General features: G+C 55.5%; 15 protein-coding genes. 9 read left to right on the top strand and 6 right to left on the bottom strand.

All coding sequences use genetic code 11. The features are described from left to right. From topA to ilvN, 4 genes are all read left to right on the top strand, one after another. Nucleotides 1-2,301, top strand: a complete 2,301-nt coding sequence (topA, locus tag Ga0123462_RS11095) for a type I DNA topoisomerase (RefSeq protein ID WP_100266356.1) — start codon at nucleotides 1-3, stop codon at nucleotides 2,299-2,301. Further along, nucleotides 2,246-2,746, top strand: coding sequence for a ribosomal protein S18-alanine N-acetyltransferase (gene rimI / locus Ga0123462_RS11090; RefSeq protein ID WP_232726460.1), 501 nt, complete (start codon nucleotides 2,246-2,248; stop codon nucleotides 2,744-2,746). Before topA ends, rimI begins: the two co-directional genes overlap by 56 nt. A gap of 108 nt (nucleotides 2,747-2,854) precedes the next feature. Further along, a complete protein-coding gene (gene ilvB / locus Ga0123462_RS11085) occupies nucleotides 2,855-4,555 on the top strand; it encodes a biosynthetic-type acetolactate synthase large subunit (protein WP_100266354.1) in 1,701 nt (566 codons plus the stop codon). Next, nucleotides 4,552-5,049 (top strand): acetolactate synthase small subunit, encoded by a 498-nt coding sequence (gene ilvN, locus Ga0123462_RS11080; protein ID WP_100266353.1) that lies wholly within the window; start codon nucleotides 4,552-4,554, stop codon nucleotides 5,047-5,049. Before ilvB ends, ilvN begins: the two co-directional genes overlap by 4 nt. A 33-nt stretch (nucleotides 5,050-5,082) precedes the next feature. Here the strand turns inward: ilvN and Ga0123462_RS11075 are convergent, their stop codons facing one another. Genes Ga0123462_RS11075 through Ga0123462_RS11050 form a run of 6 tightly spaced genes read right to left on the bottom strand, consistent with a single transcriptional unit; the run spans nucleotide 5,083 to nucleotide 10,641 of the window. After that, nucleotides 5,083-6,180, bottom strand: coding sequence for a bifunctional folylpolyglutamate synthase/dihydrofolate synthase (locus Ga0123462_RS11075; RefSeq protein WP_100266352.1), 1,098 nt, complete (start codon nucleotides 6,178-6,180; stop codon nucleotides 5,083-5,085). A 58-nt stretch (nucleotides 6,181-6,238) separates the two neighbouring features. Beyond that, a complete protein-coding gene (gene accD / locus Ga0123462_RS11070; protein WP_100266351.1) occupies nucleotides 6,239-7,108 on the bottom strand; it encodes an acetyl-CoA carboxylase, carboxyltransferase subunit beta in 870 nt (289 codons plus the stop codon). 21 nt (nucleotides 7,109-7,129) lie between these two features. After that, nucleotides 7,130-7,915, bottom strand: a complete 786-nt coding sequence (locus Ga0123462_RS11065) for a 3',5'-cyclic-nucleotide phosphodiesterase (RefSeq protein WP_100266350.1) — start codon at nucleotides 7,913-7,915, stop codon at nucleotides 7,130-7,132. 9 nt (nucleotides 7,916-7,924) lie between these two features. Next, entirely contained in the window at nucleotides 7,925-8,734 is an 810-nt protein-coding gene (gene trpA, locus Ga0123462_RS11060; protein ID WP_100266349.1) for a tryptophan synthase subunit alpha, read from the bottom strand. Further along, a complete protein-coding gene (trpB, locus tag Ga0123462_RS11055; RefSeq protein ID WP_335645286.1) occupies nucleotides 8,731-9,984 on the bottom strand; it encodes a tryptophan synthase subunit beta in 1,254 nt (417 codons plus the stop codon). The genes trpA and trpB overlap by 4 nt, the downstream gene beginning before the upstream one ends. Before the next feature lie 21 nt (nucleotides 9,985-10,005). Beyond that, entirely contained in the window at nucleotides 10,006-10,641 is a 636-nt protein-coding gene (locus tag Ga0123462_RS11050) for a phosphoribosylanthranilate isomerase (RefSeq protein ID WP_100266347.1), read from the bottom strand. A gap of 143 nt (nucleotides 10,642-10,784) precedes the next feature. Here Ga0123462_RS11050 and Ga0123462_RS11045 point away from each other — a divergent pair, with 143 nt between their 5' ends. From Ga0123462_RS11045 to Ga0123462_RS11025, 5 genes are all read left to right on the top strand, one after another. Continuing rightward, nucleotides 10,785-11,945, top strand: coding sequence for an acetylornithine transaminase (locus tag Ga0123462_RS11045; RefSeq protein ID WP_198507344.1), 1,161 nt, complete (start codon nucleotides 10,785-10,787; stop codon nucleotides 11,943-11,945). Beyond that, nucleotides 11,942-12,856: an ornithine carbamoyltransferase gene (argF, locus tag Ga0123462_RS11040; RefSeq protein ID WP_100266346.1), complete on the top strand. Its 915-nt coding sequence runs from the start codon at nucleotides 11,942-11,944 to the stop codon at nucleotides 12,854-12,856. The genes Ga0123462_RS11045 and argF overlap by 4 nt, the downstream gene beginning before the upstream one ends. 82 nt (nucleotides 12,857-12,938) lie before the next feature. Next, a complete protein-coding gene (locus Ga0123462_RS11035) occupies nucleotides 12,939-14,156 on the top strand; it encodes an argininosuccinate synthase (RefSeq protein WP_100266345.1) in 1,218 nt (405 codons plus the stop codon). Nucleotides 14,157-14,288: 132 nt separating this feature from the next. After that, the gene (locus tag Ga0123462_RS11030; RefSeq protein ID WP_100266344.1) at nucleotides 14,289-14,759 is read left to right on the top strand and encodes a universal stress protein; all 471 of its coding nucleotides are present in this window, start codon (nucleotides 14,289-14,291) and stop codon (nucleotides 14,757-14,759) included. Between the two features lie 5 nt (nucleotides 14,760-14,764). After that, nucleotides 14,765-15,094: an ArsR/SmtB family transcription factor gene (locus Ga0123462_RS11025; protein ID WP_100266343.1), complete on the top strand. Its 330-nt coding sequence runs from the start codon at nucleotides 14,765-14,767 to the stop codon at nucleotides 15,092-15,094. Nucleotides 15,095-15,107: the final 13 nt, after the last annotated feature.

The following is a 15,107-nucleotide window of genomic DNA, read 5'->3' as shown; positions in this document are numbered from 1 at the left end:
ATGAGTGCTGTTGTTGTGGTGGAGTCGCCCGCCAAAGCTAAAACGATCGAAAAATACCTGGGAAAAGGCTACAAAGTTCTGGCCTCCTATGGCCATGTGCGCGCCTTTCCCAAGAAGGATGGTTCTGTCGACCCGGACAACGATTTTGCTATCAAGTATCAGGTGATTGCCGATAAGAAGAAGCGGCTGGATGCCATCAACACGGCCATGAAGAAGGCCGACACGCTTATTCTCGCAAGCGATTTGGATCGCGAGGGAGAGGCGATTGCGTGGCATGTTGCCGAGGTGCTCAGGGAGCGCGGCAGCCTGAAAGGTAAAACGGTACAGCGCATTACCTTCAATGAGATTACCAAGAAGGCGATTACCGAGGCCATTGCGAACCCATCGGAGGTGGACATGCAGCTGGTCGATGCCCAGCAGGCCCGAAGTGCGCTTGACTATCTCGTGGGGTTTACGCTTTCGCCGCTGCTGTGGCGCAAGGTGCGCAGCGGCCTCTCTGCCGGCCGCGTTCAGTCAGTCGCGCTGCGCCTGATCTGTGAGCGCGAACAGCATATTCGCGAATTCAAACCGAAAGAGTTCTGGACTATCAATTCCGAATGCGAGGTCGCTGATGGCCTTTTTCAGGCCCAGTTGCATGCGGTCGAAGATAAACCGTTAGGCAAATTTGCTATTACCGACGGTGTTAATGCGAAGGTGATGGCGCGACGGGTGGCAAAAGGCGACTTTCTCGTTTCAGAGGTGCAGAAGAAGCAGAGCAAGCAGCAGCCGGCCGCCCCGTTTATCACCACCACTTTACAGATGGATGCCTCCCGCAAGCTGGGCTTTACAGCCAGGAAAACGATGCAGGTGGCGCAGAAGCTTTATGAAGGTATCGAGGTGGAAGGAGAGCCTGTCGGCCTGATCAGCTACATGCGAACCGACTCCGTCTCCCTCTCTGAAGATGCCATTGTCGAGATGCGCGACTATATCGGCAACAACTACGGTGACAGTTTTCTGCCTGCTCAGCCTCGCCGTTTTAAGACCAAGAGCAAAAACGCGCAGGAGGCCCATGAGGCGATTCGCCCTACCTCTATCCATCGCACGCCGGATTCACTGAAACGCGTACTCGATAGCGATGGTCTGAAGCTTTATAAGCTGATCTGGAAACGTGCGCTGGCCTCGCAGATGGCGCCCGCCATTCTCGACCAGGTGCGTGCTGACATTGAGTCGGGCACAGGCGCGGACAAGCTTACGCTGCGCGCTACAGGCTCTACGCTGGCATTTCCGGGTTTCCGTAAGCTCTATATTGAGGGCACTGATGAGCCGGGCAAGCAGGAGCAGGAGAAGTTGCTGCCACCGCTGGCTGCCGGTGATGCCGTAACGATTAAAGAGGCGGAGGCAAAGCAGCATTTCACCGAGCCCAAGCCGCGGTTCTCCGAGGCGACGCTGGTCAAGGAGCTGGAAGCGGACGGCATCGGTCGCCCCTCCACCTATGCATCGATCCTCAACGTTCTGAGGGAGCGGAAATATGTCGATATGGAGAAGAAGCGCTTTGTGCCGACCGATACCGGCGAGCATGTGAACGACTACCTTCTTGGCAAGCTCGAAAACACGATCAGTTTCGATGATATCATAGACGTAAAGTTCACTGCCAATATCGAGGACAGACTTGATGGCGTGGCGCGTGGTGAGCAGGAGTGGAAGCCTGTATTGCGAGACTTCTGGACTCCATTCAAGGCCAAGGTGGACAGCGCCATGGGGCGCCCTAGGCCCGCAGGTGAGATGACCGACGAGAAGTGTCCCGAGTGCGGCAAGCCGATGGCAATCAAGCTGGGTAAATATGGCAAGTTCCTGGCCTGTACCGGTTATCCCGAGTGCAAACAGGCCAAGCCGCTCAATGGAAATGGTAACGGCGAGGCAGCAGAGGAGCCCGAACTTTCCGACCAGAAGTGTGAAAAGTGCGGTGAACCGATGGTAATCAAGAGTGGCCGCTACGGTAAATTCCTCGGTTGTTCTGCTTATCCGGCGTGCAAGAATATCCAGCCTATGGAGAAGCCGGTGGATACCGGCATCAAATGTACAGCGTGCGGCAAGGGCACCTTCCTGGAGAAGAAGTCGCGTCGCGGCAAGGTTTTCTACTCATGTTCGGGTTATCCGAAATGCAAGAGTGCGCTGTGGGATAAACCGATCGACAGACAGTGCCCCGAGTGTCAGGCGCCGTTTGTAACAGAGAAGAAGACCAAGCGCCGTGGTACCGAACATGTCTGTGTCACGGAAGGTTGCGGCTGGAAAGAGCAGGTGGAGTTACCTGAATCTGCCTGACCGATATTCACTGCGTAGTGGCGGCATCGAAGACCTTGATGCCGTTTACCGCCTGAGTCGAGAGAGTTTCGACTCCAGCTGGTCTTACGAGTCACTCTATTCGGCCTTGGAAACAGGTTATGACCTGATCATCTGCGAGCGAGGCCATGAACTGGCCGGATACCTGCTGAGCATGAGTATCCTTGATGAAACACAGATCATGCAGATTGCCGTAGGCGAGCAGTTTCGCAGACGAGGGCTTGCCGAAGCGATGACACAGGCGCTTATCGAATCCAGTAGCGGTATTGCAGTTATCATGCTGGAGGTGCGTGTTTCCAACGCGGCAGCGCGAAGCCTGTATGCCAAACTGGGCTTCAGAGAGAGCGGCTACCGAAAAAACTATTATGCGCCGGATGCGTCGGGGCTTTCAGAGGATGCCGTTCTGATGGAGCTTAAGCTCGATTAATTCCCTTATTTTCAACGGGTTTAATCGAACTCGCTTTCTTGACCCTCAGGCGGACGGGGTGCAGCTTTCCGGATTCTATTTTTTCCTTCTGAGAGTGGTAAAACGACCATGAAACTGAGCGGCGCTGAAATCTTTGTTGAATGCCTGAAACGTGAAGGCGTGGATACCATATTCGGATACCCCGGTGGTTCGGTGCTGCAGATCTATGATGCGATTTTCCAGCAGAGCCATTTCAAACATTACCTTGTCCGCCACGAACAGGCTGCACTGCATGCAGCCAACGGCTATGCGCGCGTCTCAGGAAAGTGCGGCGTGGCACTGGTAACCAGCGGGCCCGGGGCCACTAATGCAGTCACAGGGCTTGCCGACTCGCTGGCCGATTCGATTCCGACCGTATGTTTTTCCGGGCAGGTGCCCTCGGCACTGATCGGAAACGATGCCTTCCAGGAGGCAGATGTTGTCGGTATTACCCGTTCGGCCACCAAGCACAACTTCCTGGTTAAACGTGTTGAGGATCTGGCGCTGATTATTCGTCAGGCTTTTCATATTGCCACGACAGGGCGACCGGGGCCGGTTCTTGTCGATATTCCCAAGGATATCAGTATCGATATCTGCGAATTTGTCTGGCCGGAAAAAGTCAGCATGCGCTCTTACCAGCCGGTCACGCAGGGACATCCGGGCCAGATCAAGCGGGCGGTCAGGTCAATGGCAGCGGCCAAGCGTCCTGTTATCTATACCGGCGGCGGCATTATGAACTCGCATGGAAGCGCGGCACTGCTGCGTGAGCTTTCGCATGCGCTGAATGCACCGGTGACCAATACGTTGATGGGATTGGGCGGTATTCCTCATGACGATGAACATTTCCTCGGCATGCTCGGCATGCACGGCACCTATGAGGCAAACATGGCAGTTTCACACTGTGACCTGCTGGTTGCCATCGGTGCGCGCTTTGACGATCGTGTAACCGGACGCCTTGATGCCTTTGCACCGGATGCAGAGGTGATCCATATTGATGTGGATCCATCCTCAATTTCGAAGAATATTCGCGCGCATCTGCCTATCGTGGGTGATGTCGGCGTGGTCCTGAAGCAGCTTCTCGAGGAGATTGCCCGCCGCAATATCACCCCCAACGGTGAAGCGCTCGAGCTCTGGTGGGAGCAGATTGAAGAGTGGCGTGCCAAGGATTCTCTGGGCTTTGTTCAGGCCGAAGATGGGCCGATTAAACCTCAGACGGTGATCCGCAGGGTATATGAGAAAACTGAAGGTAACGCGATTGTAGCCACTGACGTAGGTCAGCATCAGATGTGGGCCGCTCAGCACTACGGATTCAATCGCCCCAACCGCTGGCTCACTTCCGGGGGTCTCGGCACGATGGGTTATGGCCTGCCGGCAGGGATCGGGGCCCAGGTTGCCAAACCGGATGAGAAGGTCGTGATCTTTACCGGCGACTCATCGATCCAGATGTGCAGTCAGGAGTTCTCCATGGCCTTCCAGTATAACCTGCCGGTTGTCGTGATTATTCTTAACAACGGATACATGGGCATGGTTCGCCAGTGGCAGGAGATGTTCTACGAGTCCCGCTATTCGCAGTCCTATTTCGACTCCCTGCCGAACTTCATCAAACTGGCAGAAGCCTATGGTGGAACCGGCATTCGCGTGGACAGGCTCGATGAACTGGATGCGGCGCTGGACAGGGCATTGGGTGAGAATGATCAGTTTGTCATTGTCGATGTTGCGGTATCCAAAGAGGAAAATGTGTTCCCGATGGTTCCGGCCGGAGCCGCTCTGGATGAGATGGTGCTGTCATGAGACATACGATTACGATTCTTGTTGAAAACGAATTCGGTGTTCTGACCCGTGTGGCAGGGCTCTTCTCTGCGCGTGGCTATAATATCGAAACGCTGAATGTGGCGCCGCTTAAGGATAGAACGGTAAGCCGCATGACGCTGGTGACGATTGGTGATGAGCATGTGATTGAACAGATCAAGAAGCAGCTCAACAAGCTGGTTCCGGTGATCAAGGTGGAAGATATATCACATACCGTTCATTTTGAGCGGGGCATGCTGATGGTGAAGGTCAAAGCCGATGGTGACAGCTACGATGGCCTGCTTGAAGTGGCCGAGAAGCATGATGCCAGAGTGATTGATGACCATATCGATAGCCACATGATTCTTGAGTTTACCGGCAAGGTGGAGCTGCTTGATAGTGTGCTCGAAGAGCTTGAACCATTCGGAATCATCGAGATGACACGAACCGGTCCGCTGGGGATGCGTCGCGGCGTTGAAGGTTTTAACGTCGATTAACAAGGGTCGCCCGCCATCCTGGCTGGGCTCAAGCTATTGCTTTAGCTGGTCGCTGTGCCGGAGAATTTCTGCCACGGTGATGAATGAGCCCAGCACTAGAAATGATCCGTCTGGGTGCAGACAAAGCTGCTCCTTCAGGGCAGCTGGTGCAGAGATCGACTCCAGCCTTGTAACTACTGATTTCGTGTAAGGCGCAAGCAGCGGGATGCAATCCTCAAGGGAGCGGTCCTCCCGGGTAAAAACCAGGATTGCATCTAACGGGTCAGCCAGCATCTTCAGCGTAGGCAGCAGGGCTTCAACGGCGTGGCGGTTATGTGCCGCATCCAGCCAGACTTCAGCCCTGCCAAGCGTGATTTTCTGCAGTCTGCCGGGAACATGGCAAGCCGCGATGGCTTCTCTGGCGCGCTTCAGGTCACAGGAGATACTCCCGTGATCAGCCAGAACCTTTACAGCGGCATAGGCGAGGGACGCGTTCACCAGCTGGTGCCGGCCTGTAACTGCGAGCGAAGGCCATGGTTCAGTCGTTGTTTCGACGAGCTCCGGATTGAACAGCCTGAGCTGTACCATCACATCCGGTGGTTGCGGTGCAGAGAGACAATAGCGGCAGCCAGCCATCACAAACGCCTTCTCATCGGAGATCTTGCACAGTGTGTCGCCCAGCCATGCCTGATGATCGATGCCTATAGGTGTGATCAGTGCCATATCCGCATCCACCGCCGTGGAGGCATCAAGTCTTGCTCCGACTCCTGCTTCGAGGATTTCGACATCCACGTTGGCTATCGCGAACTGATCCAGCGCCAGCGCAGTCGCCGTTTCAAAGTAGGAGGCGCCAGCGGCAATCGCATGCGGCATCAGTCTGGAAAGACCCTGCTCAAGCGCTTTGGTTGCTACCGGAACCCCATCAATGCGGATGCGTTCGTTGAATTCGAGAATGTGAGGCGAGGTATAGAGCCCGACCTTAAGTCCGCAACTTTTCAGGGCCGCAGCCAACATGAAACAGGTGGAGCCTTTGCCATTGGTGCCGGCAACGCGAATGCGCAGCTTCGGGCGAAATGGCCGGATGTGTGACAGCAGCTGGCGGACCCGTTCATGTCCCGGCTTGTAATCGCGGTCGGCGGACGGATTCCCCAGCTCCGCCAGCCACGCATCGATGCTGGAGGGTTTCTCTCTGTTCAGAGTAAAACCTGCTTCAGCCTGCCTGGCGGAATGAACGGTCGGTAAGGTGATTGAAGAGCGTGGCCAGATAGTCGCGCAGGTCGCGTCTGTCTACCACAGCATCGATCAGGCCGTGCTCAAGCAGGAATTCGGAGCGCTGGAAGCCTTCGGGCAGCTTCTGTCCTACGGTTTCCTGAATCACGCGAGGTCCTGCAAAACCGATCAATGCACCTGGCTCGGCAATGATCACGTCACCCAGCCATGCATGTGATGCAGAAACACCACCCATGGTCGGATCGGTCAGCAGGCAGACAAAAGGCAGCTTGGCACTGTTAAGCTGGTTGACGGTCGAAGATGTTTTTGCCATCTGCATCAACGAGAGGACGCCCTCCTGCATGCGTGCACCACCGGAGGCCGTGATCAGAATATAGGGGCAGTTGCGCTTCAAGGCATGCTCCATGCCACGCACGATTTTTTCACCTGCAACAGAGCCCATGCTCCCGCCCATATAGGCAAATTCGAAAATCGAAGCCGATACGGTGCGTCCCTGAATATCACCAAGGTAGTTGCGAACAGCATCTTCAGGCCCGGCCTTCTTATTCGCGTCGCGGGTGCGATCCTTATATTTTTTCTTATCCTTGAAGTTCAATGGATCTTCGGAACGCAGCTCTTTGTCGAGCTCCTCAAATGTGTTGGCATCGAAAAGCAGTTCGGCTCGCTGCAGGGAGGACATGCGCATGTGATGGCGGCATTTCGAGCAGACCATGCCGTTGCGTGCCAGCTCTTTGTTGTAGAGCGCTTCGGAACATCCCGGGCATTTGACCCACAGTCCTTCCGGCGATCCTGAATCATTCGATTTCAGAATGTTTTTCGGTGTTTCAATCAGGCGTGTAAACCAGCTCATAGTGGTGACCTCAACCTATCCTTAGAAGAGAAATTCATCTACTTGCGTCAGCATGCGCAGAAGCGGGATATTCATTGCCTCCACCTCAGCGGTCATGACATTCAGCGTCTCCGGCTTCATATGATACAGATAGACCGGAACCCTACCAACTGCATTGAACTTTTGCAGTTCCCGTTTGACACCATTCGGCGTCAGGTGACCGCTGATATCGGCAAGGTTCTGGTAACTGTTCGGGAATGAGCAGTCCAGAATCACCGCCTTCAGATTGGGCTGCCGGTTGGCAATTTCCCAGATGCGGTCGGTGTTACCCGTGTCCGCACTGTAGAGAAGCTGTTTCCCTTCCTGTTCCAGCAGGAATCCTGTGCAGGGTACAGGATGGTTCACGCCGATGGCTGTAACTTGCACGCCGTCGATCTCAAATGGCTGTTCGGCCACGATGTCATGAAGCTGGATGATCGCATCCTCCTGCGTCGGGATGGATGTGAAATCGGGCCAGATGTCATCGTTAAAGAAGTGGCTGCGCAGGGTTTCATTGTTCGGCGGGAGGCTGTGGACATGCACTGTACGGTTGGCTTTATTGCCGCCGAGACGTTTGAGCGAGCGGTTGTCGGCGAGAAAAGCGATATCCTTGATATGGTCAAGATGCGTATGCGACAGGCAGATGTGTCGAACGCTGTGCTGCTCTTCAAGCGTCAATACCTCGGTGGGGGAGCCCGCATCAAGCAGGATGGAGTCGTTTACAAGAAACGAGGTCAGGCGAAAGCCAAGCAGCTGGCCACCATAACATCCTAGAACCTTGAGCCTCAAATCCTCTCCTTATCCTTTTTTAGCGATGGCGCTTTTCATGGCCAGAGCGGATCTGTCTAGCGCAGTTATGATACTTCCGCTGTCCGGATTTGATGTGATTTGCGATACGAAATGGCTGCCAACCACAACACCATCCGCAAAGGCACCAACTTCTGCAACTTGTTCGGGAGTCTTAACTCCGAATCCGACACAGACAGGCATGTCGGTCATCGACTGGATATGGGTTGTCTTCTGGCGAATCTGATCGATGGCCCCCATCTCGGCGCCGGTAATGCCGGTCAGCGAAACGTAATATATAAAACCGGTGCCCTTGCTGCAGGCGAGGCGAATGCGCTCATCTGTCGATGTGGGCGATAACAGCAGGATGCGATCAAGACCGTGGCGCGCAAAGATATCATCACAGATACCCCCCTCTTCAGGAGGTATGTCGACAAGCAGAACCCCATCGGCGCCAGCCGCCACTGCCCTTTCGGCAAAGGTGTCAAAGCCCATGGCGTAGGCAATATTGGCATAACCCATCAGCACGATGCCCAGGTCGGGATTGGCCGAGCGCAGTTCTGCAGTAAGTGCAAACACATCGGCAATTTTCGTGCCGGAGGCAAGGGCGCGTTCGCTTGCCGCCTGAATCACCGGCCCGTCCGCCATCGGATCGGAGAAGGGCATGCCAACCTCGAGAATATCGACATGCTTTGCCAGCGTTGCCAACAGATCACGGCTGGTGGACACGTCTGGGTCGCCTGCTGTCAGATAACCTACAAGGGCGGCGCGCCCCTCGTTTCTGCAGCGTGTGAAGACCCCGCTTAATCGCATCGCGCTCATGCCTGCTCCCCTTCGATCTCATCGCCAAGCAGTTCGAAAACAGTTCCCATATCCTTGTCGCCGCGACCCGAGAGGTTGATCAGTACGGTTTGCTCGGGAGACATCGCTGCTGCAATGCGCATACCCGCGGCCAGTGCATGGCTCGACTCCAGGGCAGGGATAATTCCTTCGCAGCGGGTCAATATTTTAAAAGCATCCAGCGCCTGATTGTCGGTAGCTGAATCAAGGTCAAGACGTCCGGCATCGAGCATGGCGGCAAGTTCCGGCCCGACACCGGGATAATCCAGACCGGCTGAGATACTGTGTGTACCTTTGACCTGACCCTCATCATCCTCAAGAAGGTAGCTGAGGCTGCCGTGGATAATTCCGGGTTTGCCTGCAGCCAATGATGCCGCATGCTCATCTCCATCCAGCCCGTGGCCTCCTGCTTCAACGGCAACCAGTCGGACATCGTTATCATCATAGAAGGGGTGCAGCAGGCCGATAGCATTGGAGCCGCCTCCAACACATGCCACGGCGACATCGGGCAGTCGACCGGTCTGAGCCAGACACTGGTGACGCGCCTCCTGTCCTATGACGGTATGGAACTGTCGCACCATCAGCGGGAACGGATGCGGGCCGGCTGCGGTTCCGAAGATGTAATAGGTATCTTCACAGGTGGCGACCCAGACCCTCAGCGCTTCGTTGACGGCATCTTTTAGCGTGGCGGTTCCGGAATCAACCGGCACCACTTTGGCACCGAGCAGCTTCATGCGGAATACGTTGGGTGCCTGGCGCCTGATATCTTCGCGTCCCATATAGATATTGCACTCCATGTTGAACATGGCTGCAACTGTGGCCGTTGCCACGCCGTGCTGGCCGGCTCCAGTTTCGGCGATCACCTTCTTTTTGCCCATGCGACGTGCCAGCAGCGCCTGCCCGATTGTGTTGTTCACCTTGTGGGCGCCGGTGTGATTAAGGTCTTCGCGTTTCAGATAGATCTGGGCTCCGCCAACCTCTTTGGAGAGGTGTCTGGCATGGTAGAGGGGTGTGGCACGACCGACATAGTTTTTCAGCAGGTCGATTCGCTCCTCATGGAATGCAGGGTCGGCCCAGGCCTCAAGAAACGCCTCTTCGATCTCCTTTAGCGGCTGCATCAGCGTTTCAGCGGCAAAGCGGCCGCCAAAACGGCCGAAATGGCCGCCGGCATCCGGCGCATGTTTGATCTCCAGATTGTAGATCGACGAAAGATCTCTGTTTTGATCTGACAAACTCACAGACTCTCCTTGGGGTCAGCCGTTGTTCACGGCCGCGATGAAAGCGCGCATTTTTTCAGCACTTTTGATGCCGGGCGAAGTTTCCACGCCGGAGGATACATCCAGCGCAAACCATTGGCGAACGGCGAGGGCTTCCTTGACGTTGTCCGCATTCAGGCCGCCGGCAAGTGACAGCGGGTAGTTGTGTTTAAATCCTTTGAGCAGGGACCAGTCGAATGAGGTGCCGGTGCCGCCGTAAACGCCTGCAGGCGCTTTGGCATCAAGTAGCAGCGGGCAGTTGTAGCTGGCAGCCCGTTTCAGGTCATCAGGGCCGGAAACAGGAATCGCTTTCAGGACCCGGCGACGCTGCGCCTGGCAGAATTCGGGCGACTCATCACCATGCAGCTGGATGACGCCCAGCGGCACGCTTTTCAGAATCTCGGCGATCTGCGCCTGATCCGGATTAACAAACAGCCCGACTGCAGAGACGAAAGGGGGGAGCTGGCGGATAATGGCAGCTGCTTTGGCGGGCTCAATGTAACGCGGTGATTTGGGATAAAAGACAAATCCAACCGCATCCACTCCCAGCTCAGATGCGGCAAGGGCATCCTCAAGGCGGGTGATTCCACATACTTTGATGCGGGTGCGAAGCTGTGGTGTGGGCCTGCTCATGGCGCCATCCTAACCGGAAAGCGGGGCGTTTCCATCATTGTGGTACAGAAGGAGCTGAAGAAAAAAGGCGAAACCGTCGTCTTTATGCGTATTTTTGCGTGAAATGGGTGCGAAACGACTCCGCCTGACGTAAACTGTGCCGCATGAATGCTGTCATGAATACCTATGCCCGGTTCCCGCTTACACTGGTGCGCGGCCAGGGCGCCCGAGTCTGGGACGATGCGGGCAACTGTTATCTCGACTTCATCTCCGGCATTGCCGTGGATACGCTGGGCCATGCCCACCCGAAAATGACAGAGGCTTTGAGTGCTCAGGCGGCCACCATGTTGCACTGCTCCAATCTCTTTCATATTCCCAAACAGCAGCAGCTGGCAGAAAAACTGACCTCACTTTCAGGTCTTGCCAGTGCTTTCTTTTGCAATTCGGGGGCGGAAGCCAATGAGGCGGCCATCAAGCTGGCGCGCAAATATTTTTACGATCAGGAGTCAGGGCGGCGCACGGTTATTTCGGCCACAAAGTCATTTCACGGACGGCTTCTCTCGACGCTGACGGCGACGGGGCAGGATAAGGTTAAGATCGGTTTTGACCCGCTTCCACCCGGATTCATTCATGTGCCGCTGAATGACCTTTCTGCACTGGAGGGGGCGGTGAACCAGCAGACAGCAGCCATTCTTCTGGAGCCCTTGCAGGGTGAGGGCGGCGTCAACATTGCTGACCCGGCCTATCTGCGGGGGGTGCGCAGCCTTTGTGATGATCTGGGTCTTCTGTTGATTCTCGATGAGGTGCAGACCGGCATCGGCCGTTGCGGCACGATGTTTGCCTTTGAGGCGGCCGGCATCCGGCCGGATATCCTGACCCTCGCTAAGGGGTTGGGGGGAGGCGTGCCCATCGGAGCTATGCTGGCAGGCGAGCATGTGGCTGCCTCTTTCGGGCCGGGCACACATGGCTCCACTTTCGGCGGCAATCCCCTGTCCTGCAGTGCGGCATTGACCGTTCTTGATGTGATTGAAGAGGAGTCGCTGCTGGAGAATGTGAATAAAAGAGGTGAGCAGTTGATGAAGGGGCTGAAAGCGATGCAGTCGCGCTTTCCTATGATTCAGGAAGTACGAGGCAAGGGGCTGCTGATAGGCGCCGAGCTGAGCGGTGAGGCTGCCCCCCTGATTGCCGATGCGCGCGCGCGTGGCTTGCTGGTGCTTTCAGCAGGGCCCAATGTGGTCAGGCTATTGCCTCCGCTTAATATTACCGAAGAAGAGATCGATGAGGCGTTGGTCACACTGACTGCCGTCATGGAGAACGCCAAATGAGACATTTTCTGACTCTGCTGGATGTCTCGCCTGAAGAGGCGCGCTACATCCTCAAGCGCGCTGCCAAAATCAAGCGCAAGCTTAAAGCCGGCAAGGCTACCCATTCGCTGGAGGGTAAAACGCTGGGCATGGTTTTCGATAAGGCGAGCACCCGTACCCGTGTTTCGTTCGAGACAGGCATGTATCAACTTGGTGGCCATGCGCTCTTCCTGCATTCTGGGACCACGCAGTTGGGCCGGGGTGAGCCGATCGAGGATTCGGCACGTGTGCTTTCGAGCATGGTTGATTGCGTGATGATACGCACCTACGGCCACGATATTGTGCAGAAGTTTGCAGAATACTCGAAAGTTCCCGTGATCAACGGACTGACCGATCTTACGCACCCCTGCCAGATTCTTGCGGATGTCTTTACCTATGAAGAGCAGCGTGGTTCGATCGAAGGAAAAACAGTGGCCTGGATCGGCGATGGTAACAATATGGCCCACTCATGGATCAATGGCGCCGTCTCTTTCGGATACCATTTGAAGATTGCCAGCCCAGAGGGTTATCGGCCGGATGCAAAGCTGCTGGAGGCTGCCTGTGCCTTGGGGGCGAATGTAACACTGACTGATGATCCCATTGCTGCGGCTGATGGTGCAGACCTGGTGACTACCGATGTCTGGGCATCTATGGGGCAGGAGGAGGAGCAGGCTGAGCGTGAGCAGGCTTTCGTCGGTTTCCAGGTGGATGACCGTGTTATGGCGCACGCCAATTCCGATGCCCTTTTCATGCACTGCCTGCCCGCCCATCGCGGTGAAGAGGTGAGTGCGTCGGTCATCGATGGTCCGCAATCGGTGGTCTGGTCAGAGGCTGAGAATCGCCTGCATGCCCAGAAGGGGTTGCTTGATTTCCTGCTGCGCGGTCAGGACTGATAGCGCGCAATCAAAGGCGGGTGTAGTCTGCGCCGCCGAATCGCCGTAAAGGCAGATATTCCAATGTGTTGAGGGCTTAATGATGTCGCATTCCGATGTAAAGAAGGCAGTGCTCGCCTACTCCGGGGGTCTGGATACCTCCATTATCCTGAAGTGGCTGCAGGATACCTATCACTGCGAGGTGGTGACCTTTACTGCCGATCTCGGTCAGGGCGATGAGGTTGAGGATGCGCGTGCCAAGGCGAAGGCCGGCGGCGTAAAGTCGATCTATATCGAAGATATGCGTGAAGAGTTCGTGCGCGACTATGTATTCCCGATGTTCCGCGCTAATGCTATCTATGAGGGCGAGTACCTTCTCGGCACCTCGATCGCACGTCCGCTGATTTCAAAGCGCATGATTGAGATTGCCAATGCCGAGGGTGCTGATGCAGTGTCGCATGGCGCCACCGGCAAGGGTAACGATCAGGTTCGTTTTGAGTTCGGCTTCTATGCCCTCAAGCCCGATGTGAAGGTAATTGCGCCGTGGCGCGAGTGGGATCTCGTATCGCGTGAAGACATGCTCAATTATGCTGAAAAGCACGGCATTCCGGTTGAGCGCAAGCGCGAAGGTTCCAAATCCCCCTACTCGATGGATGCCAACCTGCTGCACATCTCCTATGAGGGTTACGACCTTGAGGATCCTTGGTGCGAGCCTTCTGAGGAGATGTGGCGCTGGAGCGTTTCCCCTGAAGCGGCCCCCGACGTGCCTGAATATGTTGAGCTGAGCTATAAAGGTGGCGATATTGTAGCGATCAATGGTGTTGCCATGACGCCTGCCCAGGTGCTGACGGAACTGAACCGTCTGGGTGGCAAGCACGGAATCGGGCGCATCGATATTGTTGAAAACCGCTATGTCGGCATGAAATCACGTGGCTGCTACGAAACACCGGGCGGCACCATCATGCTGAAAGCACATCGTGCGATTGAGTCGCTGACCGTGGATCGTGAAGCTGCCCACCTCAAAGATGAATTGATGCCACGTTACGCCAAGCTGGTCTACAACGGTTACTGGTTTGCAGCAGAGCGTGAGATGCTGCAGCAGGCGATCGATGCTTCGCAGGCCACTGTCAACGGCGATGTCAGGCTGAAGCTCTACAAGGGCAATGTCATGGTGGTGGGCCGCCGCTCCGATCAGTCGATGTTCGATGAGCGCCTCTGCACCTTCGAGGATGATCAGGGCGCATACGACCAGAAAGACGCGGGTGGCTTTATCAAACTCAACGCTCTGCGTCTGCGCATGCGGGCTCTGGCAGGCAAGTAATCCAGCTGGATGTCTGCGGAATTGGATGAAAGGAGAGGGGGGCAATCGCCTCCCTCTTTTCATTTTTACCTGTAGGCAATTGATTATAAACGTGCTATGAATAGGTTAAGCTCGCAGCCAAGGAGGGAAACCATGATCAGAAGTGGTAAGATTGTCGTTCCGACGGATTTCACGGAGCAGTCGAGTGAAGCGCTCAGGCGGGCATGCGTGCTGGCAAAGAAGTTCGATGCTGAAGTGCATCTGGTACATGTGATTGATCCCTCCCTCTATTTCGAAACAGACATGATCTCAATCATGCCGCTCGATGAGATCAGTGAAGCGCAGCATGAAGGCGCAAAAAAACGACTCGATGAGCAGGCTGCTACGGTGGATTGCCCGGTAATCACGCATCTGGAAGATGCGGTAACCGAGGCGGCGCGCACAATATCCATATTTGCGGGGAAAATGGATGCGGATCTGATTGTTATCGGCCGACATGGTCGTCAGGGAATGCTTGAGCATATGCTGCTTGGTTCTACCGTTGAGCGGGTCGTCCGATATGCACCGTGTTCAGTGCTGGTGGCCATGCCACATGGGCTGGTCGGGGCAGCCGAAGCTGAATAAACCCGATGGGTCTCGACAGTCAGGAAAGCTCGGAGCATCTGCGCTCTATTTTTAAAGCACTGGGCGACCCGATCCGGCTCAGACTTTTTTCACTACTGACTCATGAAGAGTTATGTGTATGTCACCTCACTGAGTCACTCAAGCTTCCGCAGAGTACCGTATCGCGCCATCTTGGCGTATTGCGCTCTGCTGGCCTTGTAAGCACCAGACGTGAAGGTAAATGGATGCATTATCGGCTGGCAGAGGATGTGCCCAAACAGCTGATCGAAATGGCAGGGCCATTAGCTGATCGCCCAGCTGACGGTGAGAGAGGGGAGTGTTCCTCCCTGGCATAACCATTTACACATC

Origin of the sequence: Mariprofundus ferrinatatus (assembly GCF_002795825.1) — a bacterium.
Lineage (GTDB): Bacteria > Pseudomonadota > Zetaproteobacteria > Mariprofundales > Mariprofundaceae > Mariprofundus > Mariprofundus ferrinatatus.
The sequence above is the reverse complement of the archived record's forward strand: the minus strand, read 5'-3'. Positions and strand labels throughout refer to the sequence as shown.

Excerpts from the sequence above, each read along its gene's own strand:
- topA (WP_100266356.1), top strand. The coding sequence starts at position 1 with ATGAGTGCTGTTGTTGTGGTGGAGTCGCCCGCCAAAGCTAAAACGATC.
- ilvB (WP_100266354.1), top strand. The coding sequence starts at position 2,855 with ATGAAACTGAGCGGCGCTGAAATCTTTGTTGAATGCCTGAAACGTGAA.
- ilvN (WP_100266353.1), top strand. The coding sequence starts at position 4,552 with ATGAGACATACGATTACGATTCTTGTTGAAAACGAATTCGGTGTTCTG.
- accD (WP_100266351.1), bottom strand. The coding sequence starts at position 7,108 with ATGAGCTGGTTTACACGCCTGATTGAAACACCGAAAAACATTCTGAAA.
- trpA (WP_100266349.1), bottom strand. The coding sequence starts at position 8,734 with ATGAGCGCGATGCGATTAAGCGGGGTCTTCACACGCTGCAGAAACGAG.
- Ga0123462_RS11050 (WP_100266347.1), bottom strand. The coding sequence starts at position 10,641 with ATGAGCAGGCCCACACCACAGCTTCGCACCCGCATCAAAGTATGTGGA.
- Ga0123462_RS11045 (WP_198507344.1), top strand. The coding sequence starts at position 10,785 with ATGAATGCTGTCATGAATACCTATGCCCGGTTCCCGCTTACACTGGTG.
- argF (WP_100266346.1), top strand. The coding sequence starts at position 11,942 with ATGAGACATTTTCTGACTCTGCTGGATGTCTCGCCTGAAGAGGCGCGC.
- Ga0123462_RS11035 (WP_100266345.1), top strand. The coding sequence starts at position 12,939 with ATGTCGCATTCCGATGTAAAGAAGGCAGTGCTCGCCTACTCCGGGGGT.
- Ga0123462_RS11030 (WP_100266344.1), top strand. The coding sequence starts at position 14,289 with ATGATCAGAAGTGGTAAGATTGTCGTTCCGACGGATTTCACGGAGCAG.
- Ga0123462_RS11025 (WP_100266343.1), top strand. The coding sequence starts at position 14,765 with ATGGGTCTCGACAGTCAGGAAAGCTCGGAGCATCTGCGCTCTATTTTT.